Below are 18,964 nucleotides of genomic sequence, written 5' to 3'. Positions count from 1 at the left end.
TGCGGGTAACCGCACACGTCTGACGCAAACCCTCCGACGCGGGGCGTTGTTCGATTCGGCCCGGGGTACTCGTCGCGCCATGAAAACAACAGACGGCGGAGAGTTCCCCGAGGTCCGCACGCGCATTCCGGCACGTCTCGACCGGCTGCCGTGGTCCCCCTGGCACTGGAGGATCATCATCGGCCTCGGCACGGTGTGGATCCTCGACGGCCTGGAGGTGACCATCGTCGGCAATATCGTCGTACGCCTCGCCGAAGAGGGCAGTGGTATCGCCATCACGACGACACAGGTCACTACTACCGCTGCCGCCCTTTATGTGGCGGGGGCGTGTATCGGCGCCCTCTTCTTCGGCCGGCTCACCGACCTCTTCGGCCGCAAGAAGCTCTTCATCATCACGCTCGCCGTTTATCTCGCGGCAACAGCGGCCACCGCCCTGGCGGAATCCGCCTGGTTCTTCTTCGTCTGCCGCTTCTTCACGGGATTCGGCATCGGCGGCGAATACGCGGCGATCAACTCGGCCATCGACGAACTGATTCCGAGCAGGCTGCGCGGGCGCATCGACCTCATCATCAACGGTACGTTCTGGGCCGGCGCGGCCCTGGGCGCACTGGCCTCCGTCGCGCTCCTCGACACGGACCTGTTCGCGAAGGACGTCGGCTGGCGCCTGGCCTTCGCGATCGGCGTGGTACTCGGCCTGGTGATCCTGCTCGTGCGCCGACATGTCCCGGAGAGCCCGCGATGGCTGATGGTGCACGGCAGGGAGGAGGAGGCCGACCGGATCGTCTCGGCGGTGGAACAGAAGGTCCACGACGAGACGGGCTCACCGCTGCCGGAACCGGACGAGGAGATCACCGTCCGCCAGCGGGGCTCGATCGGCTTCCTGGAGATCATGCGCACGGTCTTCTCGCAGTACCGCAAGCGCGCGATCCTCGGCCTGTCCCTCTTCGTCGGCCAGGCCTTCCTCTACAACTCGATCACCTTCGGGTACGCGGTCATCCTGGACAAGTTCTTCGGCGTCGGCACCGGCTCGGCCGCGTACTACTTCGCGGTCATCGCGGTCGGCAACCTGCTCGGCCCGCTGGTCCTGGGGCACTTCTTCGACTCGGTCGGACGCGTCCCGATGATCGCGGGCACCTACATCCTCTCCGGCCTCCTCCTCTTCGGCACCGCGGTCCTCTTCCGGAACGGGGCGCTGACGGCCACGACGATGACGGCATGCTGGTGCGTCGTCCTCTTCTTCGCCTCGGCCGGGGCGAGTTCGGCCTATCTGACGGTCAGTGAGGTCTTCCCGCTGGAGACGCGGGCCATGTGCATCTCCTTCTTCTACGCGGTGGGCACGGCACTGGGCGGCATCACGGGTCCGATCCTCTTCAACGGCCTGGTCAGCAGCGGCAAACCGGGAGACACGGCGCTGGCGTTCTGCATCGGGGCCGCTCTGATGGTGGCGGCGGGGATCGTCGAATCCTTCCTGGGCGTGAAGAGCGAACGCAAGAGCCTCGAATCGATCGCGGCACCCCTGAGCACGGTGACACGCGGGACCGCATAATCCACCGCGGAAACCGAACCCCGGCGCAACCACCCGCACTTCACGGACCCGTCATCCCCTCCGGGCCTTCCTGTCCACCTTGCGCGCACACTTGATGCAGATCTCACCGTTGCTGCACTCGCCGTTGTCGTGTGCGCAGTGGGTCAGGAAGGCTCCCCACACGCATCGGACCATGTCCTGGGGAATCCGGTCCCAGTGCACGACGTAGGTGTCGTCGACCTGCACGTAACGGCCGTCGTCGTAGTAGGAGTTGTCGATCCTCTCGATCACCGGGGAGGCTCCCGGCAGCCGGCCGCAGACGCTGCACCGGTACTTCAGCCGCCATTTGGCCACCTGGGTTGCGTGAGCCTCCCGGGCCGCCCGTTCGTCTTCTGCGGTTTCGGCCGCGATCCTCGCGCGCCGGGCGGCCTCCTGCCGTTTCGCGAGCCGCTCCTCAGCCTCCCTGTGCGCCTTCTTTCCCGCCTCGTGGCGTGCGTTGAACTGATTCCAGAATTCATCAGTTCCACTCATCGTGCCGCCCCCTTGGGTCCCTCCCAGAATGGCACTTGATCGCACGAGCGGCACAGGGGCTGCTAGGCGTTCCGCCGTCGCAGGGCGACGGACCTGAGCCGGGCGAGCAGGTGGGCCAGCCGGGTGCGCAGCGTCGGGCGCCAGGCGGGGGACGGGTGGTGGGCGGCCTGGGTCAGCCTCATCTCAGGGCTCCTGAACCTGGGGCAGCACCTTGGTGCGGTAGAAGTCGAAGAAGCCGCGCTGATCCGGACCGATCTGGTGCACGTACACCCGGTCGAACCCGGCGTCGGCGTAGCTCTGGAGGCGCCCCACGTGTGCGTCGATGTCATCGCCGCACACCACCTTCGAAGCCACCATGTCCTCGGTGACGAGCTGCGAAACCTGTTCGAAGTGCCTTGGTGTGGGCAGGACCTGGCCCATTTCGCCGGGCAACTGCTCACTGGCCCACAGCCGGTGTGCCGTGCGCACCGATTCCGCGCGGTCCTGGCCGTAACAGACCTTGTAGCCGCCGCTGACGGGTTTCGCACCGCCACCGCCCTTGCGGAACCTGGTCACCGCGCCCTCGTCCGGCTTCATGGTGATCAGGCCGTCGCCGATCCGCGAGGCGAGCGCCATCGCCTTCGGGCCGAAGGCCGAGACGTCGATCGGGACGGGCTCGTCGGGGACGGTGTACAGGCGGGCGTTCTCCACGGTGTAGTGCTTGCCCTCGTGGCTGACCTCGTTACCGTCGAAGAGGTTGCGGATCAGCTGAACCGCCTCTTCGAGCATGTCCAGCCGGATCCTGGCGCTCGGCCACGGGCCGCCAAGGACGTGCTCGTTGAGCGCCTCGCCGCTGCCGACCCCGAGCCGGAACCGGCCGCCGAGCTGCACCGCGGCCGTCGCCGCCGCCTGCGCGACGATCGCCGGATGCATGCGTACGGTCGGGCAGGTCACCGCCGTCTGCACGGGCAGCGACACCGCCTGCGACAGGGCGCCGATCACCGACCAGACGAACGGGCTCTGGCCCTGCTCGCCGTTCCACGGGTGGAAGTGGTCGGAGATCCACAGTGCCTGGAAGCCTGCCTGCTCGGCCATCCGGGCCTGCTCCACCAGCTCGGCAGGGCCGAACTCCTCGCTGATGAGGAAGTAGCCGAATTCGGTCATGGACTGCGCCTTTCGAGACGGGTCGGCATGCGTGTACCGCGCGTCTGTCACCGCGCGTCCGTGGATGCCGGGTAACCCGGGAGCACGCCCGGAAACACACCGATCACGGAGTTTGGGCGGGCCGGGGAAGGGCACGCGGCACGGGTCCGGGAAGCCGGCCCAGACCTCGCCGGACTCCGCACCGCACCCGCCCCCGAGACCGCCCCGGAGTCGAAAGTGAGCCGTTCCCGCATCGTCGTCGTAGGCGCAGGATTCGCCGGTCACCAGGCCGCCCGCACGCTCTCCCGGCAGGTCGGGGGCCGGGCCGAGGTCGTCCTGCTCAACCCCACCGACTACTTCCTCTACCTGCCCCTGCTGCCCCAGGTCGCCGCCGGGATCCTGGAGCCGCGCCGGGTCAGCGTCTCCCTCACCGCCACCCTGCCGGGCGTACGCCTCGTGCTCGGAGAGGCCGGACGTGTCGACCTGGCGAGCCGCCGGGTGCACTACACCGACCCCGAGGGGCGCACCGGGGAGCTCGGCTACGACCGTCTGGTACTGGCCGTCGGCAGCGTCAACAAGCTGCTGCCGATCCCGGGTGTCACCGAGTACGCCCACGGCTTCCGCGGTCTGCCCGAGGCGCTGTACCTGCGCGACCACCTCATCCGCCAGATCGAGCTCTCGACCGGCACCCGGGACCCCGGGGAGATCGCCGCACGCCGCACCTTCGTGGTCGTCGGCGCGGGCTACACGGGCGTCGAAGTCGCCGCGCAGGGCGCCATGTTCACCGATGCGCTGGTACGTCGCAACAGTGGCGGGGCCCCTCGGCGCAGGCCCCGCTGGATCCTGCTCGACGTCGCCGACAAGGTCCTGCCCGAGCTCGACGAGCGGCTGTCGCGGACCGCGGCCAAGGTCCTGCGCGAGCGCGGCGTCGACGTCAGGACCGGGACCTCCGTCAAGGAGGCCACCGAGCGCGGGGTGCTCCTCGACGACGGGGAGTCCGTGCCGACCAGGTCGCTGGTCTGGTGCGTGGGCGTACGGCCCGATCCGCTCGTCTCCGATCTCGGGCTCTCCGTGGAGAAGGGACGGCTGCTGGTCGACACGCACCTGAACGTGCCGGGGCGCCCGGAGGTCTTCGCGTGCGGCGACGCGGCGGCGGTGCCGGACCTGACCAGGCCGGGAGAGTTCACCCCGATGACGGCGCAGCACGCCGCCCGGCAGGGCAGGGTGGCCGGGCACAACGTCGCCGTCTCGCTCGGACTCGGCGCCGCCGGGATGAAGGCCTACCAGCACCACGACCTGGGCTTCGTCGTCGACCTGGGCGGCGTCAAGGCCGCCGCGAACCCGCTCGGGGTGCCGCTGTCGGGGATCGCCGCGGGAGCGGTGACCCGCGGCTACCACCTGGCCGCGATGCCGGGGAACCGCGTACGGGTGGCCGCCGACTGGCTGCTGGACGCCGTACTGCCGCGCCAGTCCGTCCAGTTGGGGCTCGTCAGGTCGGGGTCGGTGCCGCTGGACACCTCGTCGCCGGAGTCGGCGCGCCTGCCGGGCGGTCGCTCCGCACCCGCCGAAGCCCCGGGCCGCCACGGCCGTCAGGACCGCCGCGGCACCCCGGGCCCTCACGACACATCACACTCGTAGATCCAAGGAGAAACATGCCCACCGAAGCCCTGTCCACCGCCGAACTGTCCGAGCTCGCCCAGCAGTTGAGGGTCGACACCGTCCGCGCCACGGATGCCGCCGGGTCCGGGCACGCGACCTCGTCCATGTCCGCCGCCGAACTCGGCGCCGTACTCCTGGCGAACCACCTGCGCTACGACTTCGGCCGGCCCGACCACCCCGGCAACGACCACCTGATCCTCTCCAAGGGACACGCGTCGCCGCTCCTCTACGCCCTCTACCGCGCGGCCGGCGCCGTCAGCGACGAGGAGCTGCTGACCTTCCGCAGCCGGGGCAGCCGCCTCGAAGGGCACCCGACTCCCCGGCTGCCGTGGGTGGACGTCGCGACCGGCTCGCTCGGGCAGGGGCTGCCCGTCGGCGTCGGCATGGCGCTCGCCGGGAAGCGTCTCGACCGGATCCCGTACCGGGTGTGGGTGATCAGCGGCGACAGCGAGATGGCCGAGGGGTCGGTGTGGGAGGCCGTCGAGCACGCCGCCGCGGAGAAGCTCGACCACCTGACGCTGATCGTGGACGTCAACCGGCTCGGCCAGCGCGGCCCGACCCGGCACGGCCACGACCTCGGTGCGTACACCCGCCGCCTCAGGGCGTTCGGCTGGCACACGGTCGAGGTCGACGGGCACGACGTGGACGCCGTCGACCGGGCCTACGCCGAGGCCTGCTCGACCCTGGACCGGCCGACCGCGATCCTCGCAAGCACCGTCAAGGGCAAGGGTGTTGAGGAGGTCGCCGACAAGGAGGGCATGCACGGCAAGCCGCTGCCGGACGCGACCGCGGCCATCGCCGAGCTGGGCGGCGTACGGGCCCGGCACGTGGACGTGCACAAGCCGGTCGCGGCCCGCACCCTGCACGCGGTGCCCAGCGGGCACCTGACGCTGCCCCGCTTCGAGAAGGGCGGGGACCCGGTCGCCACCCGCGACGCGTACGGCAGGGCGCTCGCCGCGCTCGGCTCGGCGCGCGGCGACGTGGTCGCGCTGGACGGCGAGGTCGGCGACTCGACCCGTACCGAGTACTTCGCCGAGGGCCATGCCGACCGGTACTTCGAGTGCTACATCGCCGAGCAGCTGCTCGTCGCGGCGGGCGTCGGCATGCAGGCACGCGGCCACGTCCCGTACGTGTCGACGTTCGCCGCGTTCCTCACCCGGGCGCACGACTTCCTGCGGATGGCGGCTGTCGGCCGGGCGAACCTCAACGTCGTCGGCTCGCACGCGGGCGTCGCCATCGGCCAGGACGGGCCCTCCCAGATGGGCCTCGAAGACCTGGCGATGATGCGTTCCCTGCACGGCAGCACCGTGCTGTGCCCGTGCGACGCCAACCAGACGGCGAAGCTCGTCGCGACGATGGCCGACCTCGACGGCATCCGCTACCTGCGGACCGGCCGCGGCAAGTCTCCCGTCCTCTACGGGCCGGACGAGGAGTTCCCGATCGGCGGCAGCAAGGTGCTGCGGCGCGGAGAGGCGGACCGGTTGACGCTGGTCGCCGCCGGGACGACCGTGCCGGAAGCGCTGGAGGCCGCGGAGCTGCTGGCCGCCGAGGGCATCGGAGTGCGGGTGGTCGACCTGTACTCCGTCAAGCCGGTCGACGCGCAGACGCTGTGGGCCGCGGGAGAGGAGACCGGTGCTCTCGTGACGGTCGAGGACCACCGTGCCGAGGGCGGAATCGGCGACGCCGTCGCCGAGGCGTTCGCGGACGGGCGGCCGGTGCCGAGGCTGGTGCGCCTCGCCGTGTCGAACATGCCCGGCTCGGCCACCCCCGACGAGCAGTTGTACGGGGCCGGGATCGACGCGCAGTCGGTGGCGGCGGCGGTACGGCTGCTAGTGGAGAAGGTGGTGGTGCGATGAATGGCCACACCCCGGCCACCACAGGACTCATGTCCACACACCGAGACACTCGTCTCACACTCCAACACACCGGCGTACCGTGAGCACACCGCACCGCCCGCTGCGAGAAGGAGTGCCCCGTGCCGCACGAGACCGCCGTCTACACCCACGGCCACCACGAGTCCGTACTGCGCTCGCACAGCTGGCGCACCGCCGGCAACTCCGCCGCGTATCTCGTTCCCCGGCTCCGCCCGGGGCAGCGCGTGCTGGACGTCGGCTGCGGTCCGGGCAGCATCACCGCCGACCTGGCCGACCTGGTCGGCCCCGACGGCCATGTCACGGGCGTCGACTCCGCGGCGGGCATCCTCGACCGGGCCCGTGGGACCGCCGCCGGACGGGGCCTGGAGAACGTCGACTTCGCGACCGCGGACGTGCACGCCCTCACCTACCCCGACGACTCCTTCGACGTCGTCCACGCCCACCAGGTGCTCCAGCACGTGGGCGACCCGGTCGCCGCCCTGCGCGAGATGCGCCGGGTGTGCCGCCCGGGCGGCATCGTCGCGGCCCGCGACAGCGACTACGCGGCGATGGCCTGGTACCCCGAACCGCCCTTGCTGGACGACTGGATGGATCTGTACCACCGGGTGGCCCGCGCGGGCGGCGGCGAGCCGGACGCCGGGCGGCGGCTGCGCTCCTGGGCCCAGCAGGCCGGCTTCACGGACGTCGCCTCGTCGGCGGCGACCTGGTGCTACGCCGCCCCCGACGAGCTCGCCTGGTGGAGCGGCCTGTGGGCGGACCGTACGGTCGCTTCGTCGTACGCGGACCTGGCGGTGTCCGGCGGGCACGCGACCGCCGGACAGCTCGGGGAGATCGCCGAGGCGTGGCGCGAGTGGGGCGCCCGGCAGGACGCGTGGTTCATGGTCCCGCACGGCGAGATCCTCTGCCGCGCCTGACGACCGCGCCCCCGCCCAACTACCCTCGTCCTCATGGAGATCTTGGGAACCACACTGCGCATCTACGTGGACGACACCGCAGCACTGGACACCACGGCCGCCTTCTACGAGCGCATCACGGGCAGCCGCGCGCAGCGCTTCGAGCGCGGCGGGGTCTCGGTCGCCGCCGTCGGCTGCTTCCTGGTGATGAGCGGCCCGCGCGAGGAGATCGACCTGCTGCGGAAGGTCACGGCGACGGTCGCGGTGAAGGACGTCGAGGAGGCCCACATCACGCTCACCGCCGCCGGCGCGCAGGTCGTCGCGGGCCCGGTGGCGACCCCGGTGGGCCGCAACCTGATCGTCCTCCACCCGGACGGCTCCGTCTTCGAGTACGTGGACCGGGGCGGCCCGTCCCCCACCCGGCAGGAGCGCTAGGAGCCCTCCTCGCGCCGCCCGAAGTCGTAGACCCCCGGCACCGGTTCGTCGGTGACGGTCGCCCAGACGTCGCTGACGGCGGTCGAGCCCTCGCGCAGATCGGCGACCTCAAAGCCCTCGTCGAAGACGGCCCGGGCCGCGTCCCGGTCCCCCTCGGCGACGAGCAACTGCACCTCGACGAGGCGGAACCTGCCGGTGGCCCGGGTGGCGGGCGCCAGCCCTTCCCAGACGGTACGGGCCTGGGCGGGGCGGCCCGCGGCGAGCAGGGCCTCGATCGCCTCCCGGCCGAGTGCGGCGGTGGCCGCCGTCCACTCCTCGCCGTCGCGGCGCTCCTCGCAGAGGTCGGCGAAGGCTTCCGCGTACAGGTCGGCGGCCCGCTCGTGATGTCCGGCCTCGCAGTCGGCGAGGGCCAGGCAGCGGAGCAACGGCCAGCGGGATGAGGAGAGTTGCAGGCCTCGCTCCCAGCTGCGGACCGCCTGGGCCAGGTCGCCCGCGTGCCACTGGGCGATGCCGAGGTGGTACTCGGTGAGGGGTTCGGCGGGGGCGGTCTCCAGCATGTCGCGCCAGTGCGGGGCGACGAGCGAGGGCCCGGGCGGGGCGGCCTCCCGGGGGGCCGGGAGCGAGCCGCCGCCCAGCAACTCCAGCCAGGGCTGCTGCTGTTCGGTCAGCGTCGACTCCGGGAAGGGGGTGCCCGGCAGCTTGAATCCGCCGCGCAGTACTTCCAGGGCGCCCCAGCCCGATCCCTCCGCCAGGATCTCGCCGGGCTCGTGGTCGGCGTGGGCGAGCCATGCGGTGTACGCGGCGTCGACGGCGGCGCGGGGCAGCGCCGCCTCAAGGGCCTGCTCCGCCGCCGTGCGCGCCGCCGTCCAGTCGTCGCCGTGCACGGTCTGCGCGTCGGCGGACAGCGGCCCGTACGCCTCCAGCCAGCTGAACGAGGTCTCCGCTTCGAGGGGTATGTGCTCCAGCTGGGTGCGGGCGAGCCCGGCCTGGATCTCGGCGTAGCCCGGGGTGCCGGGCTCGGTCAGCCACTCCTGCCAGCGGCGTCCGCCGTGCCCGCTGCCCCAGAGGAAGAGCTTGCGCCCGCGCAGCCGGTCGGTGGAGGTCTGGACGAGCCCCTCGCCGGCCCCGTCCAGCGAGGCGATCCACTTCCGCGACTCCTCGGGCACGTCGTAGAAGTAGTCGGCGGGGTGGTCGCTGCGGGTGGGGTACGTACGGTCGGCGCCGTCGGAGTGCGGGACGGGGACCCGGCTCAGCGACTTCTCGTAAGCGAAGTGCCAGGCCTCGTCCGCGGGGGCGAGGACGCGCGTGCGCTCGGTCTCCTCGACGGCGGTGTTGGACCACCAGTAGGTGGGCACGGGCCGCTCGTGCGGGTTGCGGACGCGTACGCCCACGTACAGGAAGTCGGAGTCGGCGGGCAGCCACAGGTCGATCTGGAAGGGCAGGTCCCTCAGGCGCTCCCACTCCCACAGCCGGACCATCTCGCCGCCGTCGGGGGCGGGCACGACGGCCGCGTGCAGCGGGGCGCAGGCGAGGGTGGTGTGGCCGGTCGCGCCGATGTTCCACTCGATGCCGCCGGAGAACCAGGCCCCGTTGAGGGCGAAGTCGGCGGGCTGGAGAACAGGGTTGCGGTAGACCAGTTCGCGTCCCGTGGGCTTGTGGTGGAGCGACTGGATCCGGCCACCGAGACCGGGCAGGACGGTGACCCGCAGCCGGTCGTTCTCGATCACGACCGCGTCGAGGTCCGTCTCGGTGCGCTCGCGCCCGTACCCGTCCAGCGTCCGTACGGGAAGGAGCGTGCGCAGCGGCTCGTATCCCATCTGACGTGCCATGTCGCGCGGCATGCCCTGCTTGGTCCGGTCGTCCCACACCTGCACCCGGTCGAGGGTGCGCAGGCCGGGGAGGGGATTCTCCGGGCCCAACGGACCGGCGGGGAGGGTCAGTACGGCACGTCGCACCGTCGTGGCCAAAACAACCTCACTCGTTCGCTTGCTCTTCCAGGCGCAGCTCCGCACGCGCGCCCCTTCCGTGTCCATCCGAACACGATCCGTACCGCCCTGACCAGGGGTTCCGCCGGTCAGTATTGAGCAAAGGCGCATGGGCGACCCACGCCGTACGCCGGCCCTTTCCGCAGCCGTACGACACGGAGGACCGACAGAGGATGAGTACGCAGCACACGTACCGGGTCATCGTCAGGGGCGCCTGGGACGGGCTGTCCGAGGAGAGCAGGACCCGGTTGCTCGCCGAGCACGATGAAGATCAACCGGAAGACGCGGCGCTGAGGCCGGGACCGTCCGGGAGTGCGGCGGTGACGTCGAGCTCCACGAGCTGCCCGGTGAAGCCGAGCCGGGTGACGCCCAGGAGGGTGCTCGCGGTGGAGAAGGCGGGTCCGAGCGGCGAGCCGACGAGCTGCTGCCAGACGGCTCCGAGGGTGTCGGTCCCGTCCGTGACGACGTAGATCACGGTCCGTACGACCTGCTCGGGGCCCGCGTCGACAGCGGCGAGCGCGGCCAGGGTGTTCGCCACGACCTGATCGGTCTGGGCGAGTACGTCGCCGGGGCCGACCAGGTCTCCCGCCGCGTCCAGCGGGCACTGCCCGGCGAGGTGGGCGGTGCGGCCCGCTTCGACGACGGTGATGTGGTGGTAGCCGGGGGTCTGGTGCAGGGCCTCGGGGTTGAGGCGGGTGATGTCGGGGCCGGTACGGGTGCCGGGATCAGTCATGCGGCACAGAATCCACGCCCGACTGCCCGTCCCGCAAAGGGTTTTGGGGCCGGAACTCCGGTGCGGTGATCGCCCAGCGTTCGTGGTCGCGCCAGGCTCCGGCGAGGAAGAGGAAGTCCGGCGAGTAGCCCTCGTACCGGAAGTGCGCCTTGCGGACGAGGGCGAGGGAGGCCTCGTTGCCCGGCTGGATGTTGGCCTCCAGGCGGTGCAGGCCGAGGCGGCCGAAGGCGTGGCCCAGGACGAGGTCCAGGGCTTCGGCCATCAGGCCGCGGCCGGCGGCGTGGGCGAAGGCGCCGTAGCCGAGGGCGCCGTTCTGGAACGCGCCCTCGACGATGTTGTTGATGTTGATGAAGCCCGCGATGCGGCCGTCGTCGCGGGTGCAGACCAGGAAGCCCACCCGGTTCAGGTCTCCGATGAGGGTGTTCGCGTAGCCGCGGAACGCCTCCACGGTGTCCGGCGGCGCGAGCCACGGCCGGTGCAGTTCCCGGCTCTCGCGGACCCGCGCGGTGAACTCCTGCGCATCGCTGTGGCGGAACGGCCGGATGCCCACTCGCGGGCCCTCCGCGAGGTGACGGGAGGGGCGGGTGACGGGTTGTTCGGACATCCGGCCAGGTTACGTCGGACGGCGCGCCGCGTCCGACGGCCTGCCGCGAGGCACGCCGGGCCTCGGTCCCGTACCGCTACGGGCACTTCTCGCCGGTCTTGACCACGCCCAGCCTGAGCGTGCCGCCGTGCAGCTTGGTGCCCGCCTTCGGGGACTGGGTGCAGACCTTCCAGTTGGGCGGCCACAGGACCTTGCGGTGCTCCCCGCCGAGGTCCTGGATGTCGAGGGCGGTCTCGGCGCTCACGGTGCTGTAGACGCGGAAGAGGTTCCGGCCGACGAAGTTGGGCAGCGGGTCGGGTTCGTCGGCGGGCGCCGCCACGGCTGCTGTCGCCGGTGCCGCGGCGGCCGGCGCTGCCGCGGCCACGTCGGCCGATGCCACACCCGTCGAGGCCACCGTCAGGGCCAGTACCGCACCGGCCGCCGCCGTCGCCGCACGCTTCCGAATCACTTGTGCCTCCTGCGTCGCTGGGGAAGGGGGCTCCCGCCCCCGGTGACCAGGATGAGCAGATCCCGGGGGCCGAGGGGCGGTCGGGCGGGCCGTACGGGTGACTTCCCGGGGCGTGGGAGGGAGCTTCGGCCCGGTGATCCCCGGGCTTGACGGCGCGGTTACGGTCCTGACATGACCAACCCCACCCCCAAACGGATCGAACGAGTGCCCTTCACGGGCGACGAGAAGTCGACCCTGCTCGCCTCGCTCGACCAGCACCGCGACATCGCCCTGTGGAAGCTCGACGGCCTGGACGACGAGCAGTTGCGCCGCCCCCTGACCCCGACAGGAACGAACCTGCTGGGCCTGGTGAAACATCTGGCGGCGATCGAGTACGGCTGGTTCTGCGAGACCTTCGGGTACGAGACCGAGAAGCTGTGGTTCGACCCGGAGGAGGACATGACCGTCGGCCGCCACGAGACGACGGCGATGATCGTCGAACTGTACGGGCGGGCCAGGGCGGCCTCCGACCGGGTCGTCGCCGAGCTGGACCTCGACCACCTCGGCACGTCCTGGGACGGCACGGCGGTTTCGCTGCGCTGGGTGCTGGTGCACATGATCGAGGACACCGTCCGGCACACCGGACACATGGACATCGTGCGCGAGCTGATCGACGGCGCGACGGGCGACTACCGGACTGTCCCGGAGTAGAACACCCGCCGCACCGCAGACTTGTGACGGTGCATCAGATCAGTGCGGGGGCGTCCAGCGTCAGGGTCCCCGCGTCCGCGTCCAGCACCGCCGAGGCCCCCATCGGCACGGTCAGCGCGGTCGCCGAGTGGCCGAAGCCCAGCTCCTCGACCACCGGCACGCCGAGACCGCCCAGCCGGTCGAGCAGCAGCGGCCTGATCTCCCGCTCGTACGACCCGCAGTTCACCCACGACCCGAGGGCGATGCCCGCGACGCCGTCCAGCCAGCCGGAGCGCAGGAGTTGGGTGAGGATGCGGTCCAGTCGGTACGCCTCCTCACCGACGTCCTCGATGAGGAGGATCCCGCCGCGTGCCGAAGGGCGCGCGTGCGGGGTGCCGAGGTCGGCGGCGAGCAGCGAGACGCAGCCGCCGAGGGTGACGCCGTGCGCCCGGCCGGGCACCAGAGTGCGGGCGGTGGGCAGCCCGAGGGTGCGGACACTCTCCGGTGCGAAGAGGGTGGCGCGCAGGGAGTCCTGGGTGGGCCCGTCCTTGAGGAAGGAGACGGTGCTGGTCATCGGCCCGTGCAGGGTGGCGACGCCCATGCGGACGGCGAACGCCTCGTGCAGTGGGGTGATGTCGCTGTAGCCGACGAAGGGCTTGGGCCGCCCGAGGGCGGCGGTGGCCGTCCGCATCGCCGCCCAGTCGACGAGGTCGACCATGCGCTGTGCTCCGTACCCGCCGCGTGCGCACAGCACGGCGGCCACGGACGGGTCGCACCACGCTTCGGTCAGGTCGCGGGCGCGGGCCGCGTCGTCGCCCGCCAGATAGCCGAACTGCCCGTGGCTGTCGGCCGCATGGGGCATCACCACCGGGTCGAGGTCCCACCCCCGCAGGACGTCGAGCCCCTGATCCAGCCGGTCCTGCGGTAGGGGTCCGCTGGGCGCGACGATCGCGACGCGTGCGCCCGGGCGCAGCCGGGCGGGGCGGGACAGTTCCGCGAGGGCTGCGGGCCGGGACGGTTCGGCGCGGACGCCGGGGCGGGTGGTCACTTGTCGAGCTCCAGTCGTGGCACGTCGGTCCTGTCGATGCCGAACGCCTGTGCGTACAGCGAGAGTTCGGCCTCCAGGGCCCTGGTCATGGTGTCGGCCCTGCGGAACCCGTGCCCCTCGCCCTCGAAGGCGATGTACGCGTGCGGTATGCCGCGCCCCGCCATCGCCGCGAGGAAGCGTTCGGCCTGAACCGGCGGGCAGATCGGGTCGTCGAGCCCCTGGAGCAGCAGGAAGGGGGCGGTGATGCGGTCGGCGTGGCCGGCGGGCGAGCGCTCCGCATAGACCTCGGGGCAGGTGGCGAGCGGGCCGACCAGCGACTCCAGGTACTGGGACTCCAGGTCGTGCGTCTCGTCGTCGGCCCAGGAAACCAGGTCCAGGACGGGGTACTTGAGGGTGCCGCAGGCGTAGACGTCCGTACCGGCGAGCGAGGCGGCCGTGGTGAAGCCGCCCGCGCTGCCGCCGCGGATCGCGAGCCTGCCCGGGTCCGCGGTGCCTTCGTCGGCGAGGGCGAGGGCGACGGCGGCGCAGTCCTCGACGTCGACGACGCCCCACTGGCCGCGCAGCCGGCCCCGGTACTCGCGCCCGTAGCCCGTGGAGCCGCCGTAATTGACCTCGGCGACGCCGATGCCGCGCGAGGTGAAGTAGGCGATCTCCAGGTCGAGCACGAGGGGTGCGTGACTGGTGGGACCGCCGTGCGCCCACACCACGTACGGCGGGAGCTCTTCGGCGGGGGCGATCCGGCCGGGGTGGTGCGGCGGGTAGATGTGGGCGTGGATGTCGCGCCCTTCGGGTCCGGTGAAGGCGCGGATCTGCGGTTCGGGGTAGTAGGCCGGGTCGACCGGGTCGTCGTGCGGGGAGCCGATGACGCGGGCCCTGCCGGACGCGGGGATGAGTTCCACGACTTCGTACGCACTGCGCGGGCTGGCGGCCACGCCGACGACGCGGTCCCCGTGCACGGCGAGGGTGGCCGACCACTTGGTCCACGGGCCTGCCGCGTCGACGAGTTCGCCGGTCTCGGGGTCGAGTATGCCGAGCGCGGTGGCGCCCTTCCCGTGGACGACGGCGATCAGGCCGCTGTCCAGGGGGTGGAACCAGCGCAGCCCGATCATCCACAGCGGCCCGCCGAACTCCTCCTCGCGCCCCAGGCACAGCGCCCCGCTGATGCGGGTGCCGTCGCGCCGCAAGCGGTAGAGCTCCCACCAGCCGCCCCGGTCGGAGACGAACAGCAGTGTCCCGTCCCGGTCCCACTCGACCTGGCAGACCGACTCCTCGTCGCCGCCGGCCACGACCCGTACCCCCGTGAACTCCCCTTGCCCTGCGGGGATTTCGGCCACCAGTACCTCGGTGCCGTCCCAGGGCATCCGGGGGTGGTCCCAGCCGATCCACACGACCTGCGTCCCGTCGGGCGAGATCCGGGGGCCGGTGACGAAGCGGTGCCGGTCGCCGCTCAGCTCCCGCACCCGGCCGCGGTCCTCGGCGGCGGAGCCGTCCAGCGGCACGGCGGCGATCGTCCGGCGCACGTCGGTGGGTGCGTCGCCGGTGAACTCCTCCAGTACGCACCACACTTCGTCGCCGTGTATCACCGGGTCGACCCAGCGCAGCCCGCCGCCGACGGCGGACACGGGGGTCAGCGGGCGGGGGCCCGCGCCTGCGGCGGGCCCGTCCGGCTCGTACGCGTACAGCCGCTGATCGGCGAAGTTCACGAAGACGACGAGCGGGCCGCCCGGCTCCCGGGCGGTCCCGGCCCAGGGCTGCCCGCCGTACTCGACGACCCTGCTGCGGACGTTCCACGGCGCGGGCAGCACCGATTCCTCGCTGCCGTCCGGCCGCAGCCGCACCAGGGCCCGCCGGCCGCCCTCCTCCGGGCGCGGCACGGTCCACCACACTTCGTCGCCGACCATGCCGACGAACTGCGGGGCGCCGTCGTGGGACGCCGCGAGCGCCGCGTCGATCGGCGACGGCCAGCTTCCGTAAGGCCCGGTGGGCACCATGCTGTCAACTCCCCCAATGGGATCAGACGCCTTCAGGTCATCAGGCGTTCCGAAGGTAATGGTCCAGGACGCGCACCCCGAAGTGCAGGGCTTCGACCGGGACTCGTTCGTCGACCCCGTGGAAAAGCGCCCCGTAGTCGAAGCCTTCGGGCAGCTTCAGCGGCGAGAAGCCGTACCCGGTGATGCCGAGCCGGGAGAACTGCTTGGCGTCCGTACCGCCCGACATGCAGTACGGCACCACATGTCCCTCCGGTGCGAACTGGCGTACGGCGTCCCGGAGTTGACGGTAGGTCGGGGAGTCGACCGGCGCCTCGATCGCGACCGAGCGGTGGTGGAACTCCCAGTCGACATGCGCCCCGGTGAGCATGTCCAGCGTTTGGTGGAACTCGTCCTCGCCGCCGGGCAGAAACCTTCCGTCAATGTAGGCGGTGGCGCTGCCCGGGATGACGTTGACCTTGTACCCGGCGTCCAGCATGGTCGGGTTCGCACTGTTTCGTACGGTTGCTTCGGCGAGGGCGGCTGCCGTGCCCAGCTTGTTCAGCAGCGCGTCCACGTCGAAGCCGGGGTCGTCGAAGTCGGGGGCGTCCAGGTCCTGCAGCGCCGCCAGTTCGCGCAGACAGGCCCGTACGGTCGGGGTGAGGCGGACCGGCCACTCGTGCTCGCCGATCCTGGCGACGGCGGCGGCGACCCTGCTCACCGCGTTCTGCCCGTTGACCTTGGAGCCGTGTCCCGCGGTGCCGTACCCGGTCAGCTTGAGCCAGCCCGTACCGCGCTCACCCGCGGCGACGGGGTAGATCTGCATGCCGGGTCCGGCGTGGAAGGTGTACGCGCCCGACTCGCTGATGCCTTCCGTGCAGCCGTCGAAGAGGTCCGCGTGCTCGTCGACGAGGAAGTCTGCCCCGTCGATCGCGCTGGCCTCCTCGTCGGCGGTGTACGCGATCACGATGTCCCGGCGCGGGCGCACCCCCGCGCGCGTCCAGGCCCGTACGACGGAGAGCACCATCGCGTCCATGTTCTTCATGTCGACGGCGCCGCGCCCCCACACCACGCCGTCCCGCACTTCACCGGAGAAGGGGTGCACGGACCAGTCGGCGGGCTCGGCGGGGACGACGTCGAGATGGCCGTGGACCAGGAGCGCATCGGCGGAAGGATCAGTTCCGGGGATCCGGGCGACGACGTTGGTGCGCCCCGCGGTCCGCTCCAGCATCCGCACGTCGAGACCGGCCGCGGCGAGGCGTTCGGCGACGTACTCGGCGGCGGGGCGCTCGCGGCAGTCGCCGCTGCCCCGGTTGGTGGTGTCGATGCGGATGAGGTCGGAGGTGAAGGCCACCACCTCGTCCAGCGCGGTCGCGTCGATCGGCGCGGTCACCGGGGTCACGGGGCTCACAGGGATCTCTCGACTCACGGGGGTCATGGGGGTCACACGGGGCACGGGGGTCACGGAATCACCCATACTGCTCCTCCACAGCGGACGAGACGATCGTGGTGACCGCCTTGAAGGTACGAATGCCCTCATACATCGTCGGGCTGGTGTAGGAGACACGCCGTTCACCGCTTCGGTCCACTCCCGGCACGACCGTGGCGACGTCCGAGAGGTGGGTCGCGTCGAACTCCAGCTCCACGGTGAACGACCCGCCCCGCACCGGCTCGTGACGTACGGCCAGCGGGGTTGCCTCCTTGGCGGCGGCCCGGATGTCGGCGGCGGTGCGGGTGGGGGTCCGGCAGACGGCGGCGTACCGGGAGACATGGTCCTTGACGGCGACCTTGCGGGCGTACGGCGCATACCCGTCCGCGTCCTTGCAGGTCAGGTCGTCGCCGGTGACGAGCACGACGGGGACTCCGTACTCGGCGACGACGTGCGCGTTGAGCAGGCCCTCGCTCGCGCGCTTCCCGTCGAGCCACACGCCGGTGATCGAATTGGCGAGATAGGTGTGCGCGAGGACGCCTTCCGTACCGGCGCCGGTGTGGTAGCCGACGAAGGCGATGCCGTCGACGTCGCCGTGCTGGATGCCCTCGACCATGCTGAGCGACTTGTGGCGGCCGGTGAGCATCTGGGCGCGTTCGTCAAGCCGTTCGAGCAGCAGGTTGCGCATGGACCAGTGGGCCTCGTTGATGAGGACCTCGTCCGCGCCGCCGTCGAAGAAACCGAGCACGGCCGCGTTCACGTCGGAGGTGAACATCGACCGGCAGCGCTCCCACTGCGGGGTGCCGGGCAGCACGTCGGCGGGCCAGGTGACGCCGGTGGCGCCCTCCATGTCGGCACTGATGAGGATCTTCATCGCTGCTCACACCCTTCTCTTCCGTACCGCTGACATCACCACGGGACAGCCGTGCCGATCACGTTACTGAAGTCGGCTGCGGCGAAGGTGTCGTCGCGGACGGGGAAGTGCGGCGGGCGGGGAGACGGGCGGGGAGATACGCAGGCAGCGGATGAGGGGGTACTGGGGCAGCGGGTGGGGAGCGGGTCCGGTCTCGGCGTCATGCGCGACGAGTGTACGTACGGAAATCATCAGTCCGGCGGGCGGCCGCTGCCGCGTTCAGCCGGTGCGCCCCACCACCAGCCACTTCGACGGCAGTTCCATGCGGGTCCCGTCCGCGAGGTACTCGGTCGTCGTCAGCGGCATGCTCCCGCTCGCCAGCACGTCGAGTCCTGCCGCCCGGAACAGCCCCGGCACCTCCGCGTCCGGCATCAGGCCGGGGACGATGCCGTGCGCGAACACCGGGCGGAGCTTCGGCGGCGGCCCGTCGGGGTGGCGCGCCAGCTCGCGCAGGATGCGCCCGGCGGCCTCGGCGGGCTCCACGACGAACGCCCGCCCCCGCTCCCCCACCAGCGCGGCCACGGCAGCCGCCACCGGCCCCCGGTCGGCGCTCTCGCACTGGTGCAGCACGCTGCGCAGATACACCTGCGCGTCGCCCAGCTCCCGGTGCAGCTGCCGTACGTCGCCGGACTCGGTGGCGTCGGCGACGGCGAACCGCACCTGGCCCTGCGGGTCGCTGCGGCGGGCCCGCGCGATGGCCGAGGGCGCGAGGTCCAGGCCCGCGACCCGGGAGAAGCGGTCGGCGAGGAAGAGCGTCTGGGTGCCGTTGCCGCAGCCCAGGTCGACGACGGGGAGGGCGGCTTCGGTCATGTGCGGCTCGAAGAGGGCGAGGTGGATACCGGCGGTGAGGGCGGGCTCGGCGTCCCAGAGGACCCCGCCCACCCGGTCGGGCGCCTCCTGCCAGAACCCTTCCCAGGCGTCTTTGTAGCGGCTCGTCACGCTCATGATCAGCTCCCGGGGTGGGGTCGGCCAACGGTGAAGATCCGCTCCACCGTCCCTCCCCTGCGGGCGCACTACAAGGTGTCGACATATACCCGTGTCGGCTGTTCGAGCTGCGCCGACGGCCGTGCCCGCCGCGCACGCGCCGTGCGCGCTGGGGTTGACAAGAGGGAGGGGGCCGGTCCCACCG

The 18,964-nt window shown here is 71.7% G+C and carries 17 protein-coding genes and 1 pseudogene; 7 read left to right on the top strand and 11 right to left on the bottom strand.

What is annotated here, in order from left to right; translation table 11 throughout:
* Nucleotides 1-79: 79 nt before the first annotated feature.
* On the top strand, nt 80-1,546 hold the full coding sequence (locus ACWGIG_RS18695) for an MFS transporter (RefSeq protein ID WP_453322716.1): 1,467 nt from the start codon (nt 80-82) through the stop codon (nt 1,544-1,546).
* A 51-nt stretch (nt 1,547-1,597) separates the two neighbouring features.
* On the opposite strand, the gene ACWGIG_RS18690 is transcribed toward ACWGIG_RS18695, so the two are convergent.
* Both ACWGIG_RS18690 and ACWGIG_RS18685 read right to left on the bottom strand, forming a co-directional pair.
* Complete coding sequence (locus ACWGIG_RS18690; protein WP_453322715.1) at nt 1,598-2,056, bottom strand: hypothetical protein; 459 nt, start codon at nt 2,054-2,056, stop codon at nt 1,598-1,600.
* A gap of 183 nt (nt 2,057-2,239) precedes the next feature.
* Complete coding sequence (locus ACWGIG_RS18685) at nt 2,240-3,199, bottom strand: TIGR03557 family F420-dependent LLM class oxidoreductase (protein ID WP_453322714.1); 960 nt, start codon at nt 3,197-3,199, stop codon at nt 2,240-2,242.
* 216 nt (nt 3,200-3,415) lie between these two features.
* Here ACWGIG_RS18685 and ACWGIG_RS18680 point away from each other — a divergent pair, with 216 nt between their 5' ends.
* The 4 genes from ACWGIG_RS18680 to ACWGIG_RS18665 all read left to right on the top strand — a co-directional run bounded on the left by ACWGIG_RS18680 (nt 3,416) and on the right by ACWGIG_RS18665 (nt 8,039).
* Nucleotides 3,416-4,816 (top strand): NAD(P)/FAD-dependent oxidoreductase, encoded by a 1,401-nt coding sequence (locus ACWGIG_RS18680; protein WP_453322713.1) that lies wholly within the window; start codon nt 3,416-3,418, stop codon nt 4,814-4,816.
* 29 nt (nt 4,817-4,845) lie between these two features.
* On the top strand, nt 4,846-6,693 hold the full coding sequence (locus ACWGIG_RS18675; protein WP_453322729.1) for a transketolase: 1,848 nt from the start codon (nt 4,846-4,848) through the stop codon (nt 6,691-6,693).
* Between the two features lie 119 nt (nt 6,694-6,812).
* Nucleotides 6,813-7,625, top strand: coding sequence for a methyltransferase domain-containing protein (locus ACWGIG_RS18670; protein WP_453322712.1), 813 nt, complete (start codon nt 6,813-6,815; stop codon nt 7,623-7,625).
* 33 nt (nt 7,626-7,658) lie between these two features.
* Nucleotides 7,659-8,039, top strand: a complete 381-nt coding sequence (locus ACWGIG_RS18665) for a VOC family protein (RefSeq protein WP_453322711.1) — start codon at nt 7,659-7,661, stop codon at nt 8,037-8,039.
* On the opposite strand, the gene ACWGIG_RS18660 is transcribed toward ACWGIG_RS18665, so the two are convergent.
* Nucleotides 8,036-10,006 carry a DUF5107 domain-containing protein gene (locus ACWGIG_RS18660; RefSeq protein ID WP_453322710.1) on the bottom strand — a complete coding sequence of 657 codons (1,971 nt, stop codon included), beginning with the start codon at nt 10,004-10,006 and terminating at the stop codon, nt 8,036-8,038. The two genes, ACWGIG_RS18665 and ACWGIG_RS18660, sit on opposite strands and share 4 nt — an antisense overlap.
* A gap of 191 nt (nt 10,007-10,197) precedes the next feature.
* Between ACWGIG_RS18660 and ACWGIG_RS18655 the strand changes: the two are divergent.
* Nucleotides 10,198-10,290: pseudogene (locus ACWGIG_RS18655) on the top strand (DUF6204 family protein); the annotation flags it as partial.
* Between the two features lie 5 nt (nt 10,291-10,295).
* Here the strand turns inward: ACWGIG_RS18655 and ACWGIG_RS18650 are convergent.
* From ACWGIG_RS18650 to ACWGIG_RS18640, 3 genes are all read right to left on the bottom strand, one after another.
* Entirely contained in the window at nt 10,296-10,757 is a 462-nt protein-coding gene (locus tag ACWGIG_RS18650) for a RidA family protein (RefSeq protein WP_453322709.1), read from the bottom strand.
* Nucleotides 10,750-11,361, bottom strand: coding sequence for a GNAT family N-acetyltransferase (locus ACWGIG_RS18645; RefSeq protein WP_453322708.1), 612 nt, complete (start codon nt 11,359-11,361; stop codon nt 10,750-10,752). Before ACWGIG_RS18645 ends, ACWGIG_RS18650 begins: the two co-directional genes overlap by 8 nt.
* Nucleotides 11,362-11,437: 76 nt before the next feature.
* On the bottom strand, nt 11,438-11,809 hold the full coding sequence (locus ACWGIG_RS18640; protein WP_453322707.1) for a hypothetical protein: 372 nt from the start codon (nt 11,807-11,809) through the stop codon (nt 11,438-11,440).
* Between the two features lie 171 nt (nt 11,810-11,980).
* Here ACWGIG_RS18640 and ACWGIG_RS18635 point away from each other — a divergent pair, with 171 nt between their 5' ends.
* A complete protein-coding gene (locus tag ACWGIG_RS18635) occupies nt 11,981-12,499 on the top strand; it encodes a DinB family protein (RefSeq protein ID WP_453322706.1) in 519 nt (172 codons plus the stop codon).
* Between the two features lie 34 nt (nt 12,500-12,533).
* Here the strand turns inward: ACWGIG_RS18635 and ACWGIG_RS18630 are convergent, their stop codons facing one another.
* From ACWGIG_RS18630 to ACWGIG_RS18610, 5 genes are all read right to left on the bottom strand, one after another.
* Nucleotides 12,534-13,526, bottom strand: a complete 993-nt coding sequence (locus ACWGIG_RS18630; RefSeq protein WP_453322705.1) for a S66 peptidase family protein — start codon at nt 13,524-13,526, stop codon at nt 12,534-12,536.
* Nucleotides 13,523-15,517, bottom strand: a complete 1,995-nt coding sequence (locus ACWGIG_RS18625; RefSeq protein WP_453322704.1) for a prolyl oligopeptidase family serine peptidase — start codon at nt 15,515-15,517, stop codon at nt 13,523-13,525. Before ACWGIG_RS18625 ends, ACWGIG_RS18630 begins: the two co-directional genes overlap by 4 nt.
* Nucleotides 15,518-15,557: 40 nt before the next feature.
* On the bottom strand, nt 15,558-16,931 hold the full coding sequence (locus ACWGIG_RS18620) for a M20/M25/M40 family metallo-hydrolase (RefSeq protein WP_453322703.1): 1,374 nt from the start codon (nt 16,929-16,931) through the stop codon (nt 15,558-15,560).
* 31 nt (nt 16,932-16,962) lie between these two features.
* Nucleotides 16,963-17,796, bottom strand: a complete 834-nt coding sequence (locus tag ACWGIG_RS18615; RefSeq protein WP_453322702.1) for a M55 family metallopeptidase — start codon at nt 17,794-17,796, stop codon at nt 16,963-16,965.
* A 258-nt stretch (nt 17,797-18,054) separates the two neighbouring features.
* Nucleotides 18,055-18,780, bottom strand: a complete 726-nt coding sequence (locus ACWGIG_RS18610) for a class I SAM-dependent methyltransferase (protein WP_453322701.1) — start codon at nt 18,778-18,780, stop codon at nt 18,055-18,057.
* Nucleotides 18,781-18,964 lie beyond the last annotated feature (184 nt).

It is taken from the genome of Streptomyces sp. NPDC054863 (assembly GCF_053610825.1).
This window is presented reverse-complemented; position numbering and strand designations above follow the sequence as displayed.